We start from the raw sequence: 25,041 nt of genomic DNA, 5'->3' as shown, positions 1-25,041 counted from the left end.
CCGCGCGCATGCTGGCGTGGCAGGCGTGGCGCCAGCGCGGCATCCTCGCGATGGCGCTGCTCGTCGGTGCGCTCACCATGCTCGGCCAGGCCGCCACGCCCTTCCTCTTCGGTCGTGTCGTGGACGACGGCCTCACGAGCGGGTTCGGCCGTGACCTCTTCCTCGGCATCGGGGCGCTCCTCGCCGTCGCGGTCGTCATGGTGGGAGCGGGCGCGCTGAGCCACCGGTACGACGTCGAGAACTGGCTCCGGTCCGCCTTCGCCTTCTCGCAGGTCGTCGGGTACAAGGCGTCCCGCTCGGGCCACGCGATCACGCGCAAGCTCCCGACGGGCGAGGTGGTCGCCGCCGTCGCCAACGACGCCCTGCGCACCGGCGAGATCTTCGCCATGGCGGGCCGGTTCCTCGGCGGCGTGCTCGCCTACGTCGCGGTGACGATCGTGCTGCTGTCCCAGAACCTCACGATCGGGCTCGTCATCGCGCTCGGCATCCCCGTGGTCGCGGCGATCCTCGCGCTCCTGGTCAAGCCGTTGCAGTCCCGGCAGGCCGCGCAGCGCGAGGCGACGGGCCGTCTCACGTCGCTCGGGGCCGACACGGTCTCGGGCCTGCGCATCCTGCGCGGCATCGGCGGCGAGGAGGTCTTCGCCGGGCGCTACGCCGCGCAGTCGCAGGTCGTGCGGCGCGAAGGCGTCCGCGTGGCCGTGGTGCAGTCGTTCCTCGACGGGCTCCAGGTGCTGCTGCCGGGCCTGCTCGCCGTCGCGGTGGTGTGGCTGGGAGCGCGCGCCGCGGTCGCTGGCGAGATCACGCCCGGCCAGCTCGTCACCTACTACTCCTACGCGGCCTTCCTCGCCTGGCCCGTGCAGATGGCCACGCAGATGCTGCAGATGACGATCCGCGGGCTGATCTCCGCGGGCAAGATCCAGGACGTCCTGCGCATCGAGGCGGCGACGCGCCCCTCCGCCACGCCGGTGCCGGCGCCAGCGCCGGGCGCCCCTCTCACCGACGAGGCGAGCGGTCTCGTCCTCGAGCCGGGTCGGGTCGTGGGTCTCGTCTCGGCGGACCCGGACACGTCGGCGCGCGTCGCGACGCGCCTCGGCCGGTTCGACGACGACGCCGAGGCCACCACGCCCGTGCGCCTCGGCGGGGTCCTGCTCGCCGACCTCGACACCGAGCACCTGCGGCACCGGGTCGTCGTCGCCGAGGCGACGAGCCACCTGTTCTCCGGCGTCCTCGGCGAGGAGCTCGACGCGCGCGGGCGGTCGGTCGAGGCCGTGCTGCTGCAGGCAGTCCTCACGGCCGACGCCCAGGACGTCCTCGACTCGGTGCCCGGCGGCCTCGCCGGCGACCTGCCGGAGAAGGGCCGGTCGTTGTCCGGCGGGCAGCGTCAGCGCGTCGCGCTCGCCCGGGCGCTGCTCACCGAACCGGAGATCCTCGTCCTCGTGGAGCCGACCAGCGCGGTCGACGCGCACACCGAGGCGCGGATCGCCGAGCGCGTCGCCGAGGCCCGGCGTGGGCGCACCACGCTCGTGGTCACCGCGAGCCCGCTCGTGCTCGACCACCTCGACGCGGTGCACCTGCTCGACGACGCCGGTCGCGTCGTCGCGCAGGGCACCCACGCCGAGCTGCTCGCCCGGCACGACGCGGCGGGAGCCGCGTACCGCGCCGTCGTGGGCCGCAGCATGACCGACGACGAGCCGGGCCCGACCGACCTGGCGACGAGCCGCACCGACGACCACGAGACCGCTGGGAGTGCCCGATGAGCGACCGGAAGCTGCCGATCGCCGACGGCGCGCAGGTCCGCCGCACCACGGCCGCGCTGTTCCGCCGGCACCGCGGCGCCCTCACGCGCGTCGCCGTGCTGCACACGCTCGCCGCCGTCGCGGGCCTCGCCGGACCGTTCCTGCTCGGCCGGATCGTCGACGAGGTCGTGGCCGGCACGACGGTCGCGCAGGTCGACCAGCTCGTGCTCGTCGGCCTCGCGGCAGTGCTCGTGCAGGCCGTCGTCGTGCGGTTCGCGCAGCGCGTGTCGATGATCTTCGGCGAGGAGGTCTTCGCGGACCTCCGCGAGGAGTTCATGGACACCGTCACGCGCCTGCCGCTCTCGACGGTCGAGAGCGCGGGGACCGGCGACCTCGTGGCGCGGACGACCAACGACGTGAACAAGCTCCAGCACGCGATCCGGTTCGGCATCCCGCGCGTCCTGGTGTGCGTCGTGACGATCACCCTCACCCTCGTCGCGGCCTTCCTCGCCGCGCCGCTCGTCGCGCTCGGCCTGCTGGTCGGCGTGCCGATCGTCGTCGTCGCGACCCGCTGGTACCTCGCCCGTGCCACCCCGGGCTACCTGCGCGAGTCGGCGGCGTACGCGACGCTCAACGGCACGATCACCGAGACGGTCGAGGGGGCGCGCACGGTCGACGCCCTGCACCTCGGCGGCCGGCTGCGCCGCCGCATCGACTCCGACCTGCGCGAGGCGTTCGCCGCCGAGGACTACACGCTGCGTCTGCGCATGCGCCTCATCCCGTCGATCGACGCCGCGGTCGCGCTCGCGCCGATCGTCGTGCTGCTGTGGGGCGGCTGGCTCGTGTCGCAGGGGCATGCCACGGTCGGCACGGTGACGACCGTCGCGGCCTTCGGGTTCCAGATGGGCGGCCCGGTGTTCGACCTCGTGTTCTGGCTCGACGAGCTGCAGGTCGCGGCGGTGTCGCTCGCACGCGTCATCGGCGTCGGGCTCGTCTCCCCGGACCGCGAGGCCGGCACCGCGGTCCCGGCCGACGAGCACGTGGTCGGGCGGGGCGTGCGGTACGCGTACCGCGAGGGCCACGACGTGCTGCACGGGATCGACCTCGACCTCCGGGTCGGCGAGCGCCTCGCCGTCGTCGGGCCGTCGGGCGCGGGCAAGTCCACGCTCGGGCGCATGCTCGCGGGCATCCACCCGCCCACCGGCGGCTCGGTGACCGTGGGCGGCGTGCCGCTCGTCGAGCTCCCGCTGGAAGACCTGCGCCGGCACGTCGCGCTCGTCACGCAGGAGCACCACGTGTTCGTCGGCACGCTCGCGGAGAACCTTCGCCTCGCGGACGTGGACGCGACCGACGACGCGCTGGTCGCCGCGCTCGACGCGGTCGACGCCCGCGGGTGGGTCGAGTCGCTGCCGGACGGTCTCGCCACGGAGGTCGGCTCGGGCGGGCACGCGCTGTCCCCGGCGCAGGCGCAGCAGGTCGCGCTCGCGCGCCTCGTGCTCCTGGACCCGCACACGCTCGTCCTCGACGAGGCGACGTCGCTGCTCGACCCGCGCGCCGCTCGTCACCTCGAGCGGTCGCTCAACGCGGTGCTCGAGGGCCGGACCGTCGTCGCGATCGCGCACCGGCTGCACACCGCGCACGACGCCGACCGCGTCGCCGTCGTCGACGGCGGACGGATCAGCGAGATCGGCCCGCACGACGAGCTGGTGGCGGCCGGGGGCGACTACGCCCGGCTGTGGCACTCCTGGCAGCAGGAGTAGCGCTCACGACACCCTCCGCTCGCGAGATCGACCCGAGCGTCCCGAAGTCGACCGTCAGAGGGTCGACCTCGGAGCACTCGGGTCGATCTCGCGTCTGGCCGTCCACAGATCTCTTCGTGGGGGTGTCTCCGGCTGGTGGGCACGCAGCAGGCTCTGTCCCGTGGAGACACCGACGACGCCCGCCCACCCACGTGTCCCGTCCGCCCGGCGTCCCGGTGACGAGTGCGCGGCAACTGGTCCCGTCCTCCCGCTCACCGTCCGCTTCACCGAGGAGCGACGCGCCGAGCTCGCTCGCAGGACGGACAGCGGTTCGCTCGAACGCGTCCGCCGCGGGGTCTACCTGCCGCTGCCCGCAGCCGCAGATCGTGGTCCCGCGGAATCTCGCCGCGAACAAGTGCTGCGGCAGGTGGCGGCGGTTGCCGAGCGACTCACGACGACCTACTGGTTCAGCCATACCAGCGCCGCGCTGCTGCACGGTTGCTGGACCTGGCAGCTCGCCGACGTCGTGCACGTGACACAGCTGCGCGCCCCGAAGGGGGCACAGGTCCGCGAGCGCCGCCTGCGCCGACACTGGACCACGCTTCCTCAGCGCGACCGTACGGAGGTGCTCGGCCTGCCCGTCACGACGCTGGAACGCACCGTCGTCGACTGCGCGCGCAGCATCGCGGGAGCGCAGGCGCTGGTGGTGGCCGACTCGGGGCTGCGGGCCGGCGCCGACATCGGCGTCATCCAGGCGATCCTCGAGGAGGCGGCCGGCGCGAGAGGCGTACGCCGCGCGCGATCGGTCGTCGCTCTGGCCGACGCCCGCGCCGAGTCGCCTGGTGAGTCGATCGTCCGCTGGATCGTCCACGAAGCCGACCTTCCGGCGCCGACGCCAGGATTCGCGGTCGACACCCGCCTCGGGCGCCGCTGGCTCGACCTCGCCTGGCCGGAGCTGAAGGTCGCGATCGAGTTCGACGGCGCCGTGAAGTACACCGGCGGAGAGTTCGGCGACGCCGGCGAGCGGCTGTGGCGCGAGAAGCGGAGGCACGACGCCCTCGTCGAGGCCGGCTGGGTCGTGCTCCGGGTGGTGTGGGCGGATCTCGCCGTCCCGGAGGTGCTCGTCCGACGCGTCCGAGAGGCGATGCGACGGCGTCTGTGACGCGAGATCGACCCGGACGTCGCGAGATCGACCTTCAGAGGGTCGACGTCGGAGCGCTCGGGTCGATCTGGCGGTCACCCGGCAGCCCGGCGATCCCGTCGTCGTCGCCCCGCGACCCGCGGCGCACACCGGTGGCCTCGTCGCGCACGAGCCGCAGCCACAGCAGGACGGCGAACCCGCCGAACACCCACCACTGCAGCGCGTAGAAGAGGTTCTGCAGGTTGAGGCCCGTGCCGCCCTCGATCGTCGGGCGCGGCAGGAGGGCGGGTCCGCCGTCGTCGGGCGACGCCTGGGGCGGGTCGGACGAGATGAGCACGAGGTAGCCGGAGTACATCGGCCCGCCCCACGCGTTGACGAGGGATCCCGTGGAGATCGAGTCGGTCTGCCCGTCCGGCAGCACCTCCTCGCCCGCGGCCTCCGACGCCTGCAGGTAGCCCGTGAGACGCACCTCGCCGTCGGGCACCTCGAGCGCGGCCGCGTCGTCGGGCGTCGCGACCCACCCGCGCACCACCGGCAGCACCGGCTCTCCGGAGAGGTCCGCCCACGAGTCGCCGCCCGTGCCGTCGTCCGTGACGTGCAGCGGCGTCAGCACGAGGTAGCCCACCTCGCCGTCGAGCGCGCGACCGGCGACGAGCAGCTGCTCCGAGGCGTCGTACTCGCCCTCGACCCACGCCTGGCGCCCGACGAGCTCGCCCGGGAAGGTGGACTGCGGCGGGAGCAGCACCCCGAGCCCTTCCGGACCCTCGGCGGCCACCTCGGCCGCCTCCTGCTGGGCGGCGAGCTCGGCGCGCTGCTGCGCGCGGTCGAGCTGCCACACGCCGAGGCGTGCGCACACCGCCGCCGCGACGAGGAACACGACGAGCAGGCCGATCATCCGCGGCTGACGGGCGACCGCCCAGAGCGAACGGCGGGGAGCGGTCTCGGGCACGGCACCACCGTATCCGCGCACAGGTCACCGGCCGGAATCGGTGGCGCCCGTCCGACGGACGTCACACCGGGCGAGGCGCCCGGTCCGACCCTGCGTACCGGTACCACCGGGACCTTCGACCCTTTCTACCCTTTCGGGCGAACGTCACACCTCGACCGTGCGGCGAACCTCGTGCAGGGCCAGGGTGGATGGGGTTGTATGAAGCCGTAGTCGTTCGCGAACCCTTCCCCCTGCTGGAGCGTGAGATGAGCACGACCACCGCCACCGAGTCCACCGCCTGGCGTCCCGCCGAGGTCGCCCCGCTCGACGAGGAGACGCTGCGTCGTGTCGACTCGTGGTGGCGCGCCGCGAACTACCTGTCCGTCGGCCAGATCTACCTCCTGGCCAACCCTCTGCTGCGCACCCCGTTGTCACGCGACGACGTGAAGCCGCGCCTCCTCGGGCACTGGGGGACCACGCCCGGCCTCAACTTCCTCTACGCGCACCTCAACCGCGCGATCGCGGAGCGCAGGCAGTCGACGATCTACGTCGCGGGGCCGGGGCACGGCGGGCCGGGCCTCGTCGCGAACGCCTACCTCGAGGGCACGTACTCCGAGACCTACTCGGACGTCACGCAGGACACCGAGGGCCTGCGCCGCCTCTTCCGGCAGTTCTCGTTCCCGGGCGGCATCCCGAGCCACGTGGCCCCGGAGACCCCCGGCTCGATCCACGAGGGCGGGGAGCTGGGCTACGCCCTCTCGCACGCCTACGGCGCGGCGTTCGACAACCCCGACCTGCTCGTCGCGGCCGTCGTCGGCGACGGCGAGGCGGAGACGGGACCGCTCGCGACGAGCTGGCACTCCAACAAGTTCGTCAACGCGCGCAACGACGGCGTCGTCCTGCCGATCCTGCACCTCAACGGGTACAAGATCGCCAACCCGACGGTGCTCGCGCGGATCAGCGACGACGAGCTGCGCGACCTCATGATCGGCTACGGCCACACGCCGTACTTCTTCGTCGGCGGCTTCGACGGCGAGGACCACTTCGAGGTGCACCAGCGCTTCGCGAAGCTCCTCGACGAGGTGCTCAACCACATCGCGCAGATCAAGGCCGACGCGGAGGCCGGGAACGACGAGCGCCCCGCGTGGCCGATGATCGTCTTCCGCACCCCCAAGGGCTGGACGTGCCCGCCGGAGATCGACGGCAAGAAGACCGAGGACTCGTGGCGCGCGCACCAGGTGCCGCTCGCGAGCGCCCGGGACACGCCCGAGCACCTCCAGGTCCTCAAGGGCTGGCTCGAGTCGTACCGGGCCGACGAGCTGTTCGACGACGACGGCCGCCTGCGCGACGAGATCGCCGCCCTCGCCCCGGAGGGCACCCTCCGCATGAGCGACAACCCGCACACCAACGGCGGCCTCCTCCTCAAGGACCTCCGCCTGCCCGACTTCCGCGACTACGCCGTCGACGTGTCGGGCCCCGGTTCGTCCGTCGCCGAGGCGACGCGCGTGCTCGGGCAGTGGCTCACCGACGTCGTGCGGCTCAACCCCGACAACTTCCGCATCTTCGGGCCTGACGAGACGGCGTCGAACCGTCTGCAGCCCGTGTACGAGGTGACGGACAAGCAGTGGAACGCCGACTTCTACGGCCCCGACGTCGACGAGCACATGGCGCGCGCCGGCCGGGTCATGGAGATGCTGTCGGAGCACCAGTGCCAGGGGTGGCTCGAGGGCTACCTGCTCACCGGGCGGCACGGCCTGTTCACCAGCTACGAGGCGTTCATCCACATCGTCGACTCGATGTTCAACCAGCACGCGAAGTGGCTCAAGGTCACCAACCACATCCCGTGGCGTCGGCCGATCGCGAGCCTCAACTACCTGCTGTCGAGCCACGTGTGGCGCCAGGACCACAACGGCTTCTCGCACCAGGACCCGGGCTTCATCGACCACGTGGTCAACAAGAAGGCCGAGATCGTCCGGGTGTACCTGCCGCCGGACGCCAACACGCTGCTGTCGACCTACGACCACTGCCTGCGCTCGCGCCAGTACGTGAACGTCGTGGTCGCGGGCAAGCAGCCGGCGCCGCAGTTCCTCTCGATGCCCGACGCGATCGCGCACTGCACACGCGGCCTCGGCATCTGGGAGTGGGCCGGGACCGAGGTCGAGGGCGAGGACCCGGACGTCGTGCTCGGGTGCGCGGGCGACGTCCCCACCCTCGAGGTGCTCGCCGCCGCGCACATCCTCCGCGAGCGGCTGCCGCACCTGAAGGTCCGCGTCGTGAACGTCGTCGACCTCATGCGCCTCCAGGACGAGAACGAGCACCCGCACGGCCTGTCGGACAAGGACTTCGACACGCTGTTCACCGCCGACAAGCCGGTCATCTTCAACTACCACGGCTACCCGTGGCTCATCCACCGCCTCACCTACCGCCGCACGAACCACGGCAACATCCACGTGCGCGGGTACAAGGAGGAGGGCACCACGACCACGCCCTTCGACATGGCGATGCTCAACGACATCGACCGGTACCACCTCGTCGTCGACGTCATCGACCGGGTCCCCGAGCTGCGCTCGCGCTACGCGGGCCTGCGCCAGGAGATGGTCGACGCGCGCCTCGCCGCCCGGCAGTGGACGCGCGAGCACGGCGAGGACATCCCCGAGGTGCGCGACTGGGTCTGGCCCGACGTCGGCGAGACCGGCACCGAGGAGGGCGGCCCGCAGTACAGCGGCGCCGTGCAGGACACAGGAGGAGACAACGAGTGAGCGTTCCCGCTCGCAGCATCTACATCACCTCGCCCGAGGGCGAGACCGGCAAGTCCACGATCGCGCTCGGGGTCCTCGACCTGCTGGCCCGCAAGGTCCAGCGGGTCGGGGTCTTCCGGCCGGTCACCCGGGCCGCGGGGCCCGACGTGCAGGACTACGTGCTCGAGCTCCTGCTCGCGCACGACGGCGTCGACCTGACCGCCGAGCAGGCGATCGGCGTGACGTACGAGGACGTGCACGCCGACCCGGAGGCAGCGCTCTCCCGGATCGTGACGCGCTACCACGAGGTGGCGAGCGTCTGCGACTTCGTGGTCGTCGTCGGGACGGACTACACGGACGTCGCCGGACCCACCGAGCTGTCCTTCAACGCGCGCGTCGCGGCGAACCTCGGCGCGCCCGTGCTCCTCGTGGTCTCGGGCAAGGCCCGGCAGCCCGACGCCGTGGGGAACCTCATCGAGGTGAGCGTCGCCGAGCTGCGCTCCCAGCACGCGCAGCCGATCGGCGTCGTCGCGAACCGTGTGGCACCCGAGGACCTCGACGCCGTGCGGGCACTCCTCGCGGCGCCGGGGACCGACGGCGTGCCCGGGTGGGCGGTGCCCGAGGACCCCTTCCTCGACGCCCCGACCGTCCGCACCCTCATGGAGGCCGTCGGCGGACGGCTCGCGTTCGGCGAGGAGGCGCTGCTCGCGCGCGAGGCGACGGACCTGCTCGTCGGCGCGATGTCGTTCGAGCACCTGCTCGACCGGCTCACCGAGGGCGCCGTCGTCATCACGCCCGGCGACCGCGTCGACATCCTCATCGGGCTGCTCGCCGCGCACGCGGCGTCAGGCTTCCCCTCGCTCGCGGGCGTCATCCTCAACGGCGGGTTCTTCCCGCCGGAGTCGACCGCGCGACTCGTCGCGGACCTCGACCCCAGCCTGCCGATCATCCGCACCGACCTCGGCACGTTCCGCTCCGCGAGCGCCGCCGCGCAGGCCCGCGGGCGCGTCACCAAGGAGTCGCAGCGCAAGGTCGACACGGCGCTCGCGCTGTTCGAGCAGAACGTCGACGGCGCGGCCCTCCTCGCGGGCCTCGACGTCCCGCGACCCGAGGTCGTCACGCCGCTCATGTTCGAGTACGAGCTGCTCTCGCGGGCGCGCGCCGACCGCAAGCACGTCGTGCTGCCCGAGGGCGACGACGACCGCATCCTGCGCGCCGCGTCGACCCTCCTGGGTCGCCAGGTCGCCGACCTCACGATCCTCGGCGACGAGCAGAAGGTGCGCGCACGAGCGGCCGAGCTCGGCCTCGACATCGACGCCGCGACGGTCCTCAGCCCCCACGACCCGGAGCACGTCGAGCTGTTCGCGACCGAGTACGCGCGCCTGCGCGCGCACCGGGGCGTGTCGCTCGACGAGGCGCGCGAGCGCGTCCAGGACGTCTCCTACTTCGGCACGATGATGGTCCACCTCGGCCTCGCCGACGGCATGGTGTCGGGTGCGAAGCACACGACGGCGCACACCATCAAGCCGTCGTTCGAGATCATCAAGACGCAGCCGGGCGTGTCCGTCGTGTCGTCGGTGTTCCTCATGTGCCTCGAGGACCGCGTGCTCGTCTACGGCGACTGCGCCGTCATCCCCGACCCCACGGCCGAGCAGCTCGCGGACATCGCGATCTCGTCCGCGGCGACCGCGGCCCAGTTCGGCGTGGAGCAGCGCGTCGCGATGCTCTCGTACTCGACGGGCGAGTCCGGCTCGGGCGCCGACGTCGACAAGGTGCGTCGCGGGACGTCGCTCGTGCGCGAGCGCCGCCCCGACCTCTTCGTCGAGGGACCGATCCAGTACGACGCCGCGGTCGACGCGTCCGTCGCGGCGTCGAAGATGCCCGGCTCCGACGTCGCCGGCCGCGCGACGGTGTTCATCTTCCCGGACCTCAACACGGGCAACAACACCTATAAGGCCGTGCAGCGCTCGGCCGGCGCGGTCGCCGTCGGGCCGGTGCTCCAGGGCCTCAACAAGCCCGTGAACGACCTGTCGCGCGGCGCCCTCGTGCAGGACATCGTCAACACGGTCGCCATCACCGCGATCCAGGCGCAGACGTCCTCGCAGCCGGACGCCCCCGCCATCTCCCCCGACACGACCACCGCCGGAGCCACCTCATGACGATCCTGCCCGAGGGCGAGCGCCCCAACCCCTACAGCGCGTACGGGGCGCACGGGTCGGTGCTCGTCATGAACTCCGGCTCGTCGTCGCTCAAGTACCAGCTCGTCAACCCGGTCGGCGGCGAGGCGATCGCCGCCGGCACGATCGAGCGCATCGGCGAGGAGAAGGGCATCGTCAAGCACCGGTTCGCCGGGAACACGACGACGCGCGAGCAGGAGGTCCCCGACCACGGCGAGGCCCTGCGCATCGCCCTCGGGCTGTTCGACGAGGTCGGGCCGAACCTCGCGGACGCCGACGTGTACGCCGTCGGCCACCGCGTCGTGCACGGCGGGGCGATCTTCTCGCAGCCCGTCCTCGTCGACGACGAGGTGGTGCGCCAGATCGACGAGCTCTCGCCCCTCGCGCCGCTGCACAACCCGCCGAACGTCACGGGCATCCGTGTCGCGCGCGACCTGCTGCCCGACGTCCCGCACGTCGCCGTGTTCGACACCGCGTTCTTCACGTCGCTGCCCGACGCCGCGTCCACCTACGCGCTCGACCGCGAGGTCGCCGCGGAGCACGGTGTGCGGCGCTACGGGTTCCACGGCACGAGCCACCAGTACGTCGCCGGCAAGGTCGCGCGCGTCCTCGGCCGCCGCATGGAGTCGCTCAACACCATCGTGCTGCACCTCGGCAACGGGGCGTCGGCGTCGGCGGTGCGCGGCGGCGTCGCGGTCGACACCTCGATGGGCATGACGCCGCTCGAGGGTCTGGTCATGGGCACGCGCACGGGCGACATCGACGCGGCCGTCGTGTTCCACCTCGCGCGCAACGCCGGCATGAGCATCGACGAGATCGACGACCTGTTCAACAAGCGCTCCGGCGTCAAGGGCCTGTCCGGCGTGAACGACTTCCGCGAGCTGCGGCGCCTCATCGACGCGGGCGACGAGGACGCGCAGAAGGCGTTCGACGTCTACATCCACCGGCTGCGCAAGTACGTCGGGGCGTACCACGCGGTCCTCGGCCGCGTGGACGTCGTGGCGTTCACCGCGGGCGTGGGCGAGCACGACGCCGCTGTGCGCGCCGCCGTCGTGGACGGCCTCGAGCCGCTCGGTCTGTCGGTCGACGCGGACCGCAACGCCGTCGACTCCGGCGAGCCGCGCGTCATCTCGCCCGACTGGACGTCGACGCTCGTCATGGTGATCCCGACCATGGAGGAGCTCGCCATCGCGCGTCAGTGCGTCGAGGTGGTCGAGGGCGCACGTCCCGGTTCCTGACGCTGCTGGTCCGCGCCGGGTCGAGACTCCAGGGCGCGGCGGGACGGGCGGATGGCATGCTCGGTGGGTGACCGTCTACGTCGACCCGCCTGCGTGGCCCGCGCACGGGACGCTGTTCAGCCACCTCGTGTCCGACCGTTCGCTGGACGAGCTGCACGCGCTCGCCGAGGCGATCGGGCTCAGCCGGCGGGCGTTCGACCTCGACCACTACGACGTCGCGGCGGAGCGCTACGAGGAGGCTGTGGCGGCCGGTGCCGTGCCCGTCGACGGGCGGGAGCTCGCGCGTCGGCTGGGCTCCTCGGGGCTGCGCGTCCCCGGGCGGGCGCGCCGCGCGGCCAAGGCCGACGCACTCCTCGCGCGGTGGGACGCGCTGCTGCCGGGAGCGCGCGCCGTCGGGGTCGACCTCGTCGAGCGCTGGCACGAGCCGCACCGGGTCTATCACGGGCCCGAGCACCTCGTGCACGCGCTCGACTCGCTCGCGCTGCTGGAGGGCCGTCCGGCGGGCGTGCCCGACGTCGCGCGCGCAGCCCGGGAGTCCGACGTCGCACGCTCACCCCGCGTGGCCGGGTCCGGGCCGACCGCTCCCGCCGTGGAACCGGCCGCCTCGGTCACGCAGCTCGCGATCTGGTTCCACGACGCCGTGCACGACGGCGAGGCGGGTCGGGACGAGGAGCGCTCGGCCGGGCTCGCGACGACCGCGCTCGCGCCGCACGTCGGCACGGCGGCGGCCGCCGAGGTCGCGCGGCTCGTGCTGCTCACCACGCACCACGACCCGGCGGCGGGCGACGCCACCGGAGCCCTCGTCTCCGACGCCGACCTCGCGATCCTCGCCGCCGCACCCGACCGCTACGCGCGCTACGCGCGCCAGGTACGCGCCGAGTACGCCCATGTACCCGACGACGTGTTCCGGTCGGGGCGCGCCGCGGTCCTGCGCTCGCTGCTGGATGCTGGACCGCTCTACCGGACGACGTTCGCCACCGAGCGCTGGGAGGAACGGGCGCGGGCGAACCTCGTCGCAGAACTCATCGACCTCGGACGCTGACCGGCCTCCGCACGGCCCGGCGCGAGCCCCTCACACCTCACGGCCCACGGCCCACGGCTCCGGTCTGAGTCGCAGCTCGGGGGCAGCGTGTCGTCGCCGGACTCTCCGGACGCCGGTCCGCTCCCTGCGGCTAGGGTCGGCGCGTGACCGAGACGTCCGCGAGAGCGCCCCGCCGTCCCCGAGCCCGTCGCCCGCGCCGCCGGACCCTGGTGCTGGGCGCGGCCGGGCTCGCCGTCGTCGCGGTCCTGCCGTTCCTCGTCGTCCAGGGTGTCGGCCGTTCCCACGTGGCTGCTCCGGACGACGTCCCGGCGAGCGACGCCGTCGTCGTGCTGGGCGCCGGGCTGCGGCCCGACGGCTCGCCGTCGACGTACCTGCGGCGTCGGCTCGACGCCGCGGCCGACCTGCACGCCCGCGGCGTCGCGCCCGTGATCCTCGTGAGCGGGGACGCGCACGACGACTACGACGAACCGGCCTCGATGCGCGCCTGGCTCCTCGACCGTGGTGTGCCCGACGACGCGATCCTGCTGGACCGCGGTGGGTACGACACGCACGCGACGTGCACGCGCGCCGTCGACGAGTTCGGCTTCGCGGACGCCGTGGTCGTCACCCAGGGCTACCACCTGCCCCGTGCGCTCTTCTCGTGCCGGGTCGCGGGGCTCGACGCGGTCGGCGTCGGGGTGAGCGCTGCGAGCGTCGAGCCCTGGAAGGCCGTGCTCTACCGCGTGCGCGAGGTCCCGGCTGCGGTCAAGGCCCTGCTCGACGCGGTCGTGCGCTGAGCCCCCCTCGACGGGTCGCGACCGGTCGGGTCAGGGCAGGCGCAGCCGCCGCATGACGTCGAGCGCCGTCGTGAGCACCCGGCTCGGCAGCTCGCCGCCGAGCTCGTAGAGCGTGTCGAGGCTCAGACCCTGGTTCGCGCCGCGCTGGACGGAGATCGTCTGCGCCTCCGTGAGCGCCTCGATCCCCTCCCGCCCGTGCCGTCGCCCCAGCCCGGAGGCCTTGAACCCGCCCATCGGCGCACCCACCGAGCCGAACGTCGCCGAGTACCCGTCGTTGACGTTCACCGTGCCCGCCTCGACCTGCGCGGCGATCCGCCGACCACGGACCACGTCACGGGTCCACACGCTCGCGTTCAGGCCGTACTCGGAGTCGTTCATGACGCGCACCGCTTCCTCGTCGCTCGCCACGCGGACGACCGAAACCACCGGCCCGAACGTCTCCTCGCGGGCGCAGCGGGCGTCGTCGGGCACGCGGTCGAGAACGGTGGGGGCGTAGAAGAACGGCCCGATGTCCGCGCGGTGAACGCCGCCCGCGAGCACGCGGGCGCCGCGCGCCAGGGCGTCGTCGACGTGCTCCACCACCCGGTCGAGCTGTGCCTGGGAGGTGAGCGACCCCATGTCCGCGGAGTAGTCGAGACCGGCGCCGAGCCGCATGGCGCGCACGAGGGGCACGAACTCGTCGAGGAAGGCGTCCGCGACGGCCTCGTGCAGGACGAGGCGCTCGATCGAGACGCACAGCTGGCCGGAGCTGCCGAAGCAGGCACGCACGGCCGCGCGCGCCGCCGTCGGGACGTGGGCGTCCGCGGCGACGTAGAGCGGGTTCTTGCCGCCGAGCTCGAGCGTCGCGCCGATGAGCCGCTCGCCCGCGCGCGCGGCGACCTTCCGACCGGTCGCCGTCGAGCCCGTGAACGCGATGTGGTCCACGTGGTCCGTCAGGGCCGCCCCGACGTCCCCGCCGCCGGCGACGACGAGGAACAGGTCGGCCGGCAGCCCGGCGCGCTCGAGGAGCTCCGCGCCCCACAGCGCCGTGAGCGTCGTCTGCGGGTCGGGCTTCAGGACGACGCCGTTGCCCGCGAGCAGCGCGGGCACCGCCTCGGCGAAGGCGAGCGTGAGCGGGTAGTTCCAGGGCGCGATGACGCCGACGACCCCCACCGGCCGCCGGTGCACGCGCGTGCCCGTGAGCACGGGCAGCATCCCCGGCGCGCGCCGGTCTGCGAGGTAGCGCGGGCCGCGCACGGCGTAGTGGCGCGTGACGATCGCGACGTCGCCGATCTCCTCGTACGCGCTGCGTCGTGACTTCCCCGACTCCATCTGGACGAGGTCGAGGCCGTCGGACTGCTCGGCGAGCACGAGCTCGCCGAACCGCCGCAGGACACGGGCGCGCTCTCCCACGGGGACCCGGGCCCAGGCGCGCTGCGCGGTCCGTGCGCGCTCGACGGCGAGCTCGACGTCGTCGGGCGACGAGGTGGGGAACGACGCGAGGGGCGCGCCGGTGAACGGCAGGACGGAGCGGTGCGCTCCCGCTGCGCTGCTCGACACGATCCGGGCGACGAGCGGGGCGACGACGTCCGGCTCGAGGAAGTACGTCGCCGCAGGGTTCTCCGGGTCGAGCAGACCGTCGAGCGCGGCGTCGTCGCCGGGGACGGGACCGGACGAAGGGTTCGAGGGGCCCGAGGAGCTGGTCATGGAGACAGGCTACGTCGTCGCGCCGACAGGAAGCTCCCACGTCGTGAGCACCGGCCGGAAGCCGTGCCGGGCCCAGAACGGGGCGGACAGCGGGTTGAGCACGCCGTGGTGCAGCAGCACGGTCGTCTCCGCACCGCTCCCCTGCCGCACCCGTGCGAGGGCGGCCTCGACGAGCGCCGACCCGAGCCCCCGCCCCCGCAGTGCGTCGTCGACGTGCAGGAGCACGACGTAGGCGGCAGGGGCACGCGTCACCGCGCCCGCGACGAGCCCCGAGAGGCGCGGCGGCTCGACCGCGACCACCCCGTGCGCGCCCCCGGCGGGCCGCACCGGCTCGGCGACGAGCACGGTCGTGTCCGGGCGCGCGACGGCGGCCGCGACCTGGGGGCCGAGCGTCGCGCGCGCGTCCTCGCGCACGCGGGCCGAGCCGACGAGCGCGTCGAGCGCGAGCTCGGCCAGCTGGTGCTCCACGACGGCCTCGACGTCGGCGGCGACCGCGTCGCGCAGCACGACACCGGGCGGCAGGCTGACCGCGGCGCCGCCGGGACGGGCGTCCCTGCGCGCCGCGAGGTGCGCGACGGGGCGCAGCCCGGACGCCGCGAGCGCCGCGACGGCCTCGACGTCGCGGCTCGGCCAGACGACGGCAAGCCCGTCGTCGGCGGGCACCGCGCCTGGCACGACCTCGCCGGGCACGACGTCCACGGCGCCGCAGGTCGGCGCCGCGTCGCCGGAGCCGTGGTCGGTGCGCACCTCGGAGAACCACGCGGTGACGAGAGCGGCGACGGCACCCGGGACGTCGGGTCCCGCGGCGCGCGCCCGCAGGCGGCGCTCTCGCAGCGCGCGGAACGTCGCGGCGGGCGAGCGCGCGTCGACGTCAGACCGGGTCACGACGCCCGCCGCGCGCGAACCGTCCGCGAGCCGCACACCGAGCATCCCCTCGGTGCCGGCGCCCGGTGCGAGGAGGAGGTCGGGCACGGCGACGAGACCGTCGAGAGCACCGACCCGCGCCCGGTGCTCCGCCTCGAGGTCCGCGAGCTCGTCGCGGGTGGGCTTCCACGGGGCCCACGCGGAGGCGGCGCCGCTCATGACGTCACGCGTCGCCGAGCCGTCGGCCGAGGACCGTGCACTCCTGGTCTACGTAGCCGAGGCGCGCGTAGAACCCCAGCACCGCGTCGTTGGTGGACCGGACCATGAGCCGGACGGCACGTGCCCCCGCCGCCGCGAGCCAGGCCTCGGCGGCCACGACCATCTCCCGGCCGAGGCCCGTGCCCTGGACCCGCGGGTCGACGGCGAGGTAGTACATCCAGCCGCGGTGACCGTCGACGCCGACCATCGCCGTGGCGAGCAGGTCACCGGGGCGCGGCGCGTCGCCCGCCGCAGCCGCGTCGTCGGGCACGGTGCCCGACGCCGCGCGCCCGACGAGCACGGTCGACGTCTCGCCCAGGCGCGCGTCGGCGATGTCCCGGTACGGGTCGTTCCACGGCCGCGTGAGGTCGCACGCGCGCCACAGCGCGACGACGGCGTCCACGTCGCGGTCGGCGACCTCGGTCACCTCGAGCATGCTCGACGACGCCGCGCGGCCGATCGTGCCGCCGACGGACGCCGGCGCGTCGACGCCACGTCCCGTCATCGCCCGGCTCAGCGGGGCTGGTAGGGCGAGACGACGACCTCGACGCGCTGGAACTCCTTGAGGTCGGAGTACCCGGTGGTGGCCATCGCCCGGCGCAGCGCGCCCACGAGGTTGAGCGTGCCGTCGGCCTGGCGACCCGGCCCGAACAGGATCTCCTCGAGCGTGCCGGCCGTGCCGACGCGCACCCGCTCGCCGCGCGGGAGCTGCGGGTGGTGCGCCTCGGGGCCCCAGTGCCAGCCGCGGCCGGGAGCCTCCTCGGCGCGCGCGAGCGCCGCGCCGATCATCACCGCGTCGGCACCGCACGCGACGGCCTTCACGAGGTCGCCCGAGCGGCCGACGCCACCGTCGGCGATGACGTGGACGTACCGGCCGCCCGACTCGTCGAGGTAGTCCCGGCGAGCGGCCGCGACGTCGGCCACGGCCGTCGCCATGGGCGCGTGGATGCCCAGCGACACGCGCGTGGTGTGCGCCGCGCCGCCGCCGAAGCCGACGAGGACGCCCGCCGCGCCGGTGCGCATGAGGTGCAGCGCCGCGGTGTACGTCGACGCGCCGCCGACGACGACCGGGACGTCGAGCTCGTAGATGAACCGCTTGAGGTTCAGGGGCTCCGCGACGCCGGACACGTGCTCCGCGGAGACCGTGGTACCGCGGATGACGAAGAGGTCGACGCCCGCGTCGACGACCGTCTGGTAGTGCTCCTGGGTGCGCTGCGGCGACAGCGCGCCCGCGACCGTGACCCCGGCCGCGCGGATCTCCTTCAGCCGCTGCGTGATGAGGTCGGCCTTGATCGGCTCGGCGTAGATCTCCTGCATGCGCCGGGTCGCCGCCACGGGCTCGAGCTCCGCGATCTCCGCGAGCAGGGACTCCGGGTCCTCGTAGCGCGTCCACAGGCCCTCGAGGTCCAGGACGCCGAGGCCGCCGTGGTTGCCCAGCGCGACCGCGGTCGCGGGGCTCATCACGGAGTCCATGGGGGCGGCGATGATCGGCAGCTCGAAGTGGTAGGCGTCGATCTGCCACCCCACCGAGACCTCCTCCGGGTCGCGCGTGCGCCGGGAGGGCACGACCGCGACGTCGTCGAAGGAGAACGCGCGCCGACCGCGCTTGCCACGTCCGATCTCGATCTCGTTGCTCACCGGGCCAGCCTACCGGCGGCCAGGGCGGCACGAGGGCCGGTCCGCGCCCTGGTCGGCGGAGGGGCTGTGGGTGGGACCTGGGAGGGTGGCGCCACCGTCGGCCGGTCGTGCCCGACGGCGGTCCACCGGCCGTGCAGGGCCGGGTGCACGACCAGGTGCAGGACCGGCGGCGGACGACCGCAGGCGACGGCAGGCGCAGGCACGAGCACGGAGGCGGTACGGATGAGCTGGACGGCGGGGCCCCTGGTGGCCTTCGACACGGAGACCACCGGGCTCGACGTCGACGTCGAGCGCATCGTCACGGCGGCCCTCGTGCTGCGCGGCCCGACTGGCACCAGAGTCCGCACGTGGCTCATCGATCCCGGCGTCGCGATCCCCGCCGACGCGACCGCGATCCACGGCATCGGGACGGCCCAGGTCGTCGCGCACGGTGCCGCACCGAACGTCGCTCTCGACGAGATCGCCTCGCTGCTCGTCCACCACCAGCACGCCGGGGTACCCGTCGTCGCCTACAACGCGGCCTTCGACCTGACCCTGCTCGACGTCGAGCTGGCCCGGCACGGGCTGCGCACGCTCCCGGAGCGGCTCGGCCGTCCCGTGCGGCCCGTGCTCGATCCCCTCGTCCTCGACCGTGCGGCGGACCCGGGCCGCGAGGGCAAGCGGCGGCTGACCGACCTGTGCGAGCACTACGGGGTGCAGGAGACCGGCACGCTGCACACCGCGGACGTCGACGCGCTCGCGACGCTCTCCGTGCTCGACGCGCTCGTCGTGGCGCACCCGCACCTGGCCGCGACGACCCTCGACGCGCTGCACGACCACCAGGTGGACGCGCACCGCCGCTGGGTGGACGAGCTCGACGAGGAGCGGCGCGAGCGCCCCTACGTGGGCGCCGGGGCCGACGGTCGCTGGCCCGTCTGAGCCCCGACCTGGGACTTCACGCTCTTCGCATATCTCACGAGACGAATGCGCGCGGCGCTCGTCGACCGAGAACTCCCGCACTTCGCGCGCTGCGATCACTGCGCACCTCTCACATATCTCATCCATGAGTTATCGTCGCGCCATGACGATGATCGACGATGCACCCCTCACGCAGGTCGGCGCCCTCATCCGTGGCGCCCGCCAGAACCGTGGACTGACCCAGACACAGCTCGCCGAGCGCCTCGGGACGAGCCAGAGCGCCGTGCACCGCATCGAGCAGGGCGCCCAGAACGTCAGCCTCGAGATGCTCAACCGCATCGGCCTCGCCCTCGACTCCGAGATCATCAGCCTCGGGGGCCCGAAGCGCTCGCACCTGCGCGTCCAGGGAGGTCACACCCTCTCGGGGACGATCGAGGTCAACTCGTCCAAGAACGGCGCCGTGGCGCTCCTGTGCGCCTCGCTGCTCAACCGCGGTCGCACGACCCTGCGCGGGGTCGCACGGATCGTGGAGGTCGACCGGATCGTCGACGTGCTGCGCTCCATCGGGGTCGTGGCGACCTGGGCGCCGAACGGGCGCGACCTCGAGATCGTCGCCCCGGCCGCGCTGGACCTGTCGTCCATCGACGTCGAGGCCGCGCGGCGCACGCGCTCGATCATCATGTTCCTCGGGCCGCTCCTCGGCCTGCGCGACACCTTCGAGCTCCCGTACGCCGGCGGCTGCGACCTCGGCACCCGCACGGTCGAGCCGCACATGATCGCCCTGCGACCGTTCGGCCTCTCGGTCACCGCGACCGGCGGCAACTACCACGCGACGGTCGCCTCGGCCGACGGCCGCGACCTGGCCGTCGTGCTCACCGAGCGCGGCGACACCGTCACCGAGAACGCGCTCATGGCCGCCGCGAGCCGCGACGGCGTGACGACCATCCGCAACGCGAGCCCCAACTACATGGTCCAGGACCTGTGCTTCTACCTCGAGCTGTTGGGGGTCCGGATCGACGGCATCGGTACGACGACGCTGCGCGTCCACGGGCGCACGGGCATCGACGTCGACGTCGAGTACGCGGTCTCCGAGGACCCCGTCGAGGCGATGAGCCTGCTCACCGCCGGGGTCGTCACCGGGTCGGAGATCACCGTCTCCCGCGTCCCCGTGGAGTTCATGGAGATCGAGCTCGCGACGCTCGCGGAGATGGGTCAGCGGTACACGCTGTCCGCGGAGTACCTGTCGCGCAACGGCCGCACGCGGCTCGTCGACGTCACGGTGCACCCGAGCGAGCTGCGCGCCCCGATCGACAAGATCCACCCCATGCCGTTCCCCGGCCTCAACATCGACAACCTGCCGTTCTTCGCGGTCATCGCGGCGGGAGCGCACGGCACGACCCTCATCCACGACTGGGTGTACGAGGGCCGGGCGATCCACCTCACGGACCTCACGCGCCTCGGTGCCGACGTCCGTCTGCTCGACGCGCACCGGCTCCAGGTGACCGGGCCGACGCGCTGGTCCGGTGCCGAGGTGAGCTGCCCGCCCGCGCTGCGGCCCGCCGTCGTGATCCTGCTCGCCATGCTCGCGGCCAAGGGCACCTCGGTGCTGCGCGGCGTCGACATCATCGCCCGCGGCTACGAGCAGCTCACGGAGCGTCTGCGCGAGCTCGGCGCGCAGATCGAGGTCTTCCGGGACTGAGCACGCACCTGACGCCCGCCACGGCCGGCCTCACCGGGGTCCCGGGAGGCCGGCCGCGGTCGTCACTTCGGGTAGACCGCGTCGACCTCGACCTCCACGAGCCAGCCGTCGACCGGCAGGTTCTCGATCTCGAGCGCGAAGCGCGACGGCCGCGCCTCGTTGACGACCATCGGCTTCGTCGTGGCCGAGCCGAGCTGGACGTCCATCGTCGCGCCGGTGGCGAGGTTCGTGTTGGCGAAGAACTGCCGGTACGCGCGGTTCCAGCCGGCGAAGTCCATCTTCTCCGCACCGGCCGGGTTCTGCAGGAACACGCGCATCGAGACGACGTCGTCGTAGGAGAGACCGGCCTTCTCCAGGTTCTCGCCGATGCGCATGAGCACGTTGATGCCCTGCGCCTCGGTGATCGTCACGCCGGCCGGGAGCGTCCCGCCGGGAAAGACGTCGGTCGGGATGTACCGCTGCTCCGCGGTGGCGCCGGGCGCGCGGTTCAACGCCGACGGACCGAGACCGGACGACTTGTACCAGGCGACGTTCTTCCCGAACGCGACACCGTCCGCGATGGACGCGGTGTCGCCGGTGATGAAGGAGACGGACTCGGTGGGCTTCGGCTCGAAGAGCCTGCCGGCGGCGACGGCGGTGCCGGGTACCGCGACGGCCGCGGTGAGGGCGACGGCGAGGACGACCTTCGTACGGTTCTTCATGCGTGCCTCCAGGAGGGGAGAGACGGGCGCCGCCCTGGCGCCCGCCGCGTCCGGGCCGAGAGCCTCGGCCGGAAGCCGCGAACGTAACGACCGGTCGTTTCGCCCTCGTGTCGCCCACGTGTCGTGGCGGGTTCACGGCGGCCCGCGGAGGACACCGGCACCCGCGCGAGGAACCGACGGGACGACGGCCTGATCCGACGGTGCGAAACGAGACGTTTACGAGGTCCGTGCGTCGTTGACCGACGCGAAACGCGCCGGACCCGTGCCGGCGACGTGACGTCCTTAACGTCAGCGACGGTGCTGACGGCGGCACCCGGCATCGAGGGCCGGGAGGGCCGTCCGTCAGGCTTCACGACGAGAGGTCCGAGCCACATGGTCACAGACGAGAGCACGACCGGCGTCTCCCGCCGCAACTTCCTCCAGGCGGTCGGCGCCACGTCCGGCGCGGGCGTCATGTTCGCCACGATGGGTGCCGTCGGGCTCGCCCCGACGGCGGCGGCGCAGCCGAGGACCGAGTCCTGGATCGCCCCGACGAAGAGCGACTTCACCCTGACGGGGCGTTCCGCCAAGAAGGTCGTCGTCGTCGGTGCGGGGCCCGCAGGCCTGGCGTCGGCCTACGAGCTGCAGAAGGCCGGCTACAAGGTCACGGTCCTCGAGGCGCGCCACCGTCCGGGCGGGCGCACGCTGACCATCCGCGGCGGGGACTCGGAGACCGACGTCAACGGCGTGAAGCAGACGGCCCGCTTCGACAAGAACATCTACATGAACGCCGGGGCCGGCCGCATCGCGCAGTGGATGGTGACGATGGACTACCTCCGCGAGCTGGGCGTGCCCTACGAGGTCTTCACCAACGCGAACGCCGACGCGTACCTCTACAACGAGCGCACCGGCGCGACCCCCGGGAACCCCGTCCGGTACCGGACCGCGAAGGCCGACGTCTTCGGCTACACGTCGGAGCTCCTCACCTACGCGACCGACCAGGGTGCGCTGGACCAGAAGCTGACTGCCGCCGACAAGGAGAACCTGCGCGCGTTCCTGCGCAGCTGGGGCTCCCTGAAGGCCGACGGCACGTACCAGGGCGGGGACAACCGCGGGTACTCCGTCTACCCGTCGGCGTGGAACGAGCACGGCACGCCGCTGCCCGGCCCGGGGAGCGTCTCCGAGGTGCTCGGCTCGCGGATGGGGATGTACTTCCCGTTCGAGATCAACTGGGAGCAGTCGATGCTCATGTTCCAGCCCAAGGGCGGTATGGACGTGACCTACGACTACTTCGTCCGGGCGATCGGCAAGCAGAACGTGCAGTTCAACTCGCCCGTCACGGGCGTCGAGAACACCCCCGGCGGCGTGAAGGTGACGTACACGGCGCACAACGGGAAGGCGCGCCAGGTCGAGGCGGACTTCGCGGTCGTCTCGGCACCCGCAGGGCTCATGCGGCGCTGGTCCACCAACTGGGGCCCGGACATCGATGCGGCGCTCGGCGAGTTCGCCGTCGGGGCGCCGGCGGGCAAGATCGGCCTGCAGTACCGGTCCCGGTTCTGGGAGGACGACCACCGCATCTTCGGCGGCATCACCGAGACCGACATGGACCTCGCCCACGTCTGGTACCCGTCCTACGGCTACGGCGAGCGCAAGGGCCTCATGGTCGGCTACTACAACACGGGCACGAACGCCCGCACGTACGGCGACATGGCTCCGAAGCAGCGCGAGCTCCGGGCCGTCGAGCAGGGCGTGAAGATCCACGGCGAGAAGTACCGCACCGAGCTGGAGAGCTCGTTCTCCATCGCCTGGCACAAGGTGCCCTACATCGAGGGCGCGTGGGCGTACCCGAACACGCAGTCGTCGCGCTTCAAGCAGCTCCAGCAGGGAGCCGGGAACGTCTACTTCGCGGGCGACTGGATGTCCGAGATCTCGGCGTGGCAGCACGGCGCGTTCTGGGCCGCCCGGTACGCCGTCCAGGCGCTCCACACGCGGGTCATGACGTCCTGAGGTCGCCGTCCGCTCGCCGTCCGCTCCCTCACGACGTCGGGGCGGACGGCGGGCTGGTCCCGCCCCGAGCCTCAGAAGCCCGAGTAGTTCGGCGCCTCGGCGGTGATCTGCACGTCGTGCGGGTGGCTCTCCTTGAGCGACGCGGACGTGATGCGGATGAAGCGCCCCTTCTCCTGCAGCTCGGGGACCGTGCGCGCGCCGACGTAGAACATCGTCTGGTGCAGCCCACCCACGAGCTGGTGCGACACGGCCTGGAGCGTGCCCTTGTAGGGGACCTGACCCTCGATGCCCTCCGGGACGATCATGTCGTCGCTCGTGATCTCGGCCTGGAAGTACCGGTCCTTCGAGTACGACTTCTTGCCGCGCGACGACATCGCGCCCATCGAGCCCATGCCGCGGTAGGCCTTGTACTGCTTGCCGTGGACGAGGATCGTCTCGCCGGGCGACTCCTCGGTCCCCGCGAGCATCGAGCCGAGCATGACCGCCTCGGCGCCGGCGACGATCGCCTTGCCGATCTCGCCCGAGTGGCGCATGCCGCCGTCGGCGATGACCGGGACCCCTGCCGGACGGGCGGCGAGCGACGCCTCGTAGACCGCCGTGACCTGCGGGACGCCGACGCCCGTGACGATGCGCGTGGTGCAGATCGAGCCGGGCCCGACGCCCACCTTGACGGCGTCCGCACCGGCGTCGACGAACGCCTGGGCGCCCTCGCGCGTCGCGACGTTGCCGCCGATGACCTGGACGTCGCGCGTCGCGGGGTCCGTCTTGAGGCGGCGGACCATGTCGATGAGCATGCGGACGTTGCCGTGCGCCGTGTCGGCGACGAGCACGTCGACCCCGGCCTCGATGAGGGTCGTCGCACGCTGCCACGCGTCGCCGAAGTACCCGATCGCCGCACCCACGAGGAGGCGTCCCTGACCGTCCTTCGAGGCGTTCGGGAACTGCTCGGACTTCACGAAGTCCTTCACCGTGATGAGGCCGGTGAGGTGCCCGTCCGCGTCGACGAGGGGGAGCCGCTCGATCTTGTGCTTGCGCAGCAGGGCGGTCGCGTCCTCGCGCGAGATGCCGGACGGGCCCGTGATGAGCGGCTGACGCGTCATGACCTCGTCGACCTTCGTCGTCGCCCACTCGGCGACGGGCGTGAAGCGCAGGTCCCGGTTGGTGACCATGCCGACGAGGCGCTGCTGCGCGTCGAGGACCGGGAAGCCGGAGATGCGGTACTCCCCCGCCGTCCGGTCGAGCTCCTCGAGCGTCGCGTCCGGCCCGATCGTCACGGGGTTGGAGATGATGCCGGTCTGCGTCCGCTTCACCAGGTCGACCTGGTAGGCCTGGTCCTCGATGGAGAGGTTGCGGTGCAGCACGCCGATGCCGCCCTGACGTGCCATCGCGATCGCCATGCGGGACTCCGTGACGGTGTCCATGGCCGCCGAGACCAGCGGGACGCGGATCGAGATCTCGCGCGTGAGGCGGGTCGTCGTGTCGATGTCCGACGGCGCGAGGTCCGAGTAGCCGGGCTGCAGCAGCACGTCGTCGTAGGTGAGCCCGAGGAAGCCGAACGGGTCGTGCCCGGGCGCGGGCGAGGGGGCGGAAGAAGAAGCAAAGGAAAACGCGCGGGGGGGGGCCGCGCGCCGCCGCCCCCGCCGACGCGGGCGCGGCCGTCCCGGCCGCCCCGGCGCTGTCGACCGAGTCGGCGGCCCCCGCCGCGGCCAAGGCTCCGGCTGCCGCGGCCAAGGCGAAGAAGCCGTTCTGACGGGCGAACGCCAGCGGGCACGCGAGCGTCGCGCGGGGGACAAGGGC

The 25,041-nt window shown here is 73.0% G+C and carries 17 protein-coding genes and 1 pseudogene; 11 read left to right on the top strand and 7 right to left on the bottom strand.

All coding sequences use genetic code 11. The features are described 5' to 3' along the window. The first annotated feature begins 8 nt into the window (after positions 1-8). The 3 genes from NFS20_RS17395 (at position 9) to NFS20_RS17385 (ending at position 4,637) form a co-directional block, all read left to right on the top strand. Positions 9-1,757, top strand: a complete 1,749-nt coding sequence (locus NFS20_RS17395) for an ABC transporter transmembrane domain-containing protein (protein ID WP_353050480.1) — start codon at positions 9-11, stop codon at positions 1,755-1,757. Then, on the top strand, positions 1,754-3,496 hold the full coding sequence (locus tag NFS20_RS17390; RefSeq protein WP_251153074.1) for an ABC transporter ATP-binding protein: 1,743 nt from the start codon (positions 1,754-1,756) through the stop codon (positions 3,494-3,496). The genes NFS20_RS17395 and NFS20_RS17390 overlap by 4 nt, the downstream gene beginning before the upstream one ends. 406 nt (positions 3,497-3,902) lie before the next feature. After that, positions 3,903-4,637 (top strand): hypothetical protein, encoded by a 735-nt coding sequence (locus NFS20_RS17385; protein ID WP_251153073.1) that lies wholly within the window; start codon positions 3,903-3,905, stop codon positions 4,635-4,637. A 34-nt stretch (positions 4,638-4,671) separates the two neighbouring features. Here NFS20_RS17385 and NFS20_RS17380 read toward each other — a convergent pair whose 3' ends face one another. Beyond that, positions 4,672-5,565 carry an SURF1 family protein gene (locus tag NFS20_RS17380; protein WP_251153072.1) on the bottom strand — a complete coding sequence of 298 codons (894 nt, stop codon included), beginning with the start codon at positions 5,563-5,565 and terminating at the stop codon, positions 4,672-4,674. Between the two features lie 245 nt (positions 5,566-5,810). Here NFS20_RS17380 and NFS20_RS17375 point away from each other — a divergent pair, with 245 nt between their 5' ends. The 5 genes from NFS20_RS17375 (at position 5,811) to NFS20_RS17355 (ending at position 13,515) form a co-directional block, all read left to right on the top strand. Beyond that, entirely contained in the window at positions 5,811-8,303 is a 2,493-nt protein-coding gene (locus tag NFS20_RS17375) for a phosphoketolase family protein (protein WP_251153071.1), read from the top strand. Continuing rightward, positions 8,300-10,441 (top strand): phosphate acetyltransferase, encoded by a 2,142-nt coding sequence (gene pta / locus NFS20_RS17370; protein ID WP_251153070.1) that lies wholly within the window; start codon positions 8,300-8,302, stop codon positions 10,439-10,441. The genes NFS20_RS17375 and pta overlap by 4 nt, the downstream gene beginning before the upstream one ends. Then, on the top strand, positions 10,438-11,697 hold the full coding sequence (locus NFS20_RS17365) for an acetate/propionate family kinase (protein ID WP_251153069.1): 1,260 nt from the start codon (positions 10,438-10,440) through the stop codon (positions 11,695-11,697). Before pta ends, NFS20_RS17365 begins: the two co-directional genes overlap by 4 nt. A gap of 67 nt (positions 11,698-11,764) precedes the next feature. Further along, entirely contained in the window at positions 11,765-12,739 is a 975-nt protein-coding gene (locus tag NFS20_RS17360) for a DUF4031 domain-containing protein (RefSeq protein ID WP_251153068.1), read from the top strand. Between the two features lie 143 nt (positions 12,740-12,882). Beyond that, on the top strand, positions 12,883-13,515 hold the full coding sequence (locus NFS20_RS17355; RefSeq protein ID WP_251153067.1) for a SanA/YdcF family protein: 633 nt from the start codon (positions 12,883-12,885) through the stop codon (positions 13,513-13,515). 30 nt (positions 13,516-13,545) lie between these two features. On the opposite strand, the gene NFS20_RS17350 is transcribed toward NFS20_RS17355, so the two are convergent. From NFS20_RS17350 to NFS20_RS17335, 4 genes are read right to left on the bottom strand one after another with little or no spacing between them, the layout of a single operon-like run. Then, positions 13,546-15,201, bottom strand: a complete 1,656-nt coding sequence (locus tag NFS20_RS17350; protein ID WP_251153066.1) for a succinic semialdehyde dehydrogenase — start codon at positions 15,199-15,201, stop codon at positions 13,546-13,548. Positions 15,202-15,210: 9 nt separating this feature from the next. Further along, positions 15,211-16,284 carry a GNAT family N-acetyltransferase gene (locus NFS20_RS17345; protein WP_251153065.1) on the bottom strand — a complete coding sequence of 358 codons (1,074 nt, stop codon included), beginning with the start codon at positions 16,282-16,284 and terminating at the stop codon, positions 15,211-15,213. A 4-nt stretch (positions 16,285-16,288) separates the two neighbouring features. Next, positions 16,289-16,828, bottom strand: coding sequence for a GNAT family acetyltransferase (locus tag NFS20_RS17340; RefSeq protein ID WP_251153064.1), 540 nt, complete (start codon positions 16,826-16,828; stop codon positions 16,289-16,291). A gap of 8 nt (positions 16,829-16,836) precedes the next feature. Continuing rightward, positions 16,837-17,961, bottom strand: a complete 1,125-nt coding sequence (locus NFS20_RS17335; protein WP_251153063.1) for a GuaB3 family IMP dehydrogenase-related protein — start codon at positions 17,959-17,961, stop codon at positions 16,837-16,839. A 222-nt stretch (positions 17,962-18,183) separates the two neighbouring features. On the opposite strand from NFS20_RS17335, the gene NFS20_RS17330 reads away from it, so the two are divergent. Beyond that, positions 18,184-18,879, top strand: a complete 696-nt coding sequence (locus NFS20_RS17330; RefSeq protein WP_251153062.1) for an exonuclease domain-containing protein — start codon at positions 18,184-18,186, stop codon at positions 18,877-18,879. 142 nt (positions 18,880-19,021) lie between these two features. After that, positions 19,022-20,557, top strand: a complete 1,536-nt coding sequence (locus NFS20_RS17325; protein ID WP_251153061.1) for a helix-turn-helix domain-containing protein — start codon at positions 19,022-19,024, stop codon at positions 20,555-20,557. Between the two features lie 62 nt (positions 20,558-20,619). Here the strand turns inward: NFS20_RS17325 and NFS20_RS17320 are convergent, their stop codons facing one another. Next, positions 20,620-21,258 carry a Rid family hydrolase gene (locus NFS20_RS17320; protein WP_251153060.1) on the bottom strand — a complete coding sequence of 213 codons (639 nt, stop codon included), beginning with the start codon at positions 21,256-21,258 and terminating at the stop codon, positions 20,620-20,622. Positions 21,259-21,630: 372 nt separating this feature from the next. On the opposite strand from NFS20_RS17320, the gene NFS20_RS17315 reads away from it, so the two are divergent. Continuing rightward, on the top strand, positions 21,631-23,244 hold the full coding sequence (locus NFS20_RS17315) for a flavin monoamine oxidase family protein (protein WP_251153059.1): 1,614 nt from the start codon (positions 21,631-21,633) through the stop codon (positions 23,242-23,244). Positions 23,245-23,315: 71 nt separating this feature from the next. Here NFS20_RS17315 and guaB read toward each other — a convergent pair. Then, positions 23,316-24,809: pseudogene (guaB, locus tag NFS20_RS17310) on the bottom strand (IMP dehydrogenase); the annotation flags it as partial. Between the last annotated feature and the right edge of the window lie 232 nt (positions 24,810-25,041).

This window comes from Cellulosimicrobium sp. Marseille-Q4280 (assembly GCF_943181405.1).
Taxonomy (GTDB): domain Bacteria; phylum Actinomycetota; class Actinomycetes; order Actinomycetales; family Cellulomonadaceae; genus Cellulosimicrobium.
The sequence above is the reverse complement of the archived record's forward strand: the minus strand, read 5'-3'. Positions and strand labels throughout refer to the sequence as shown.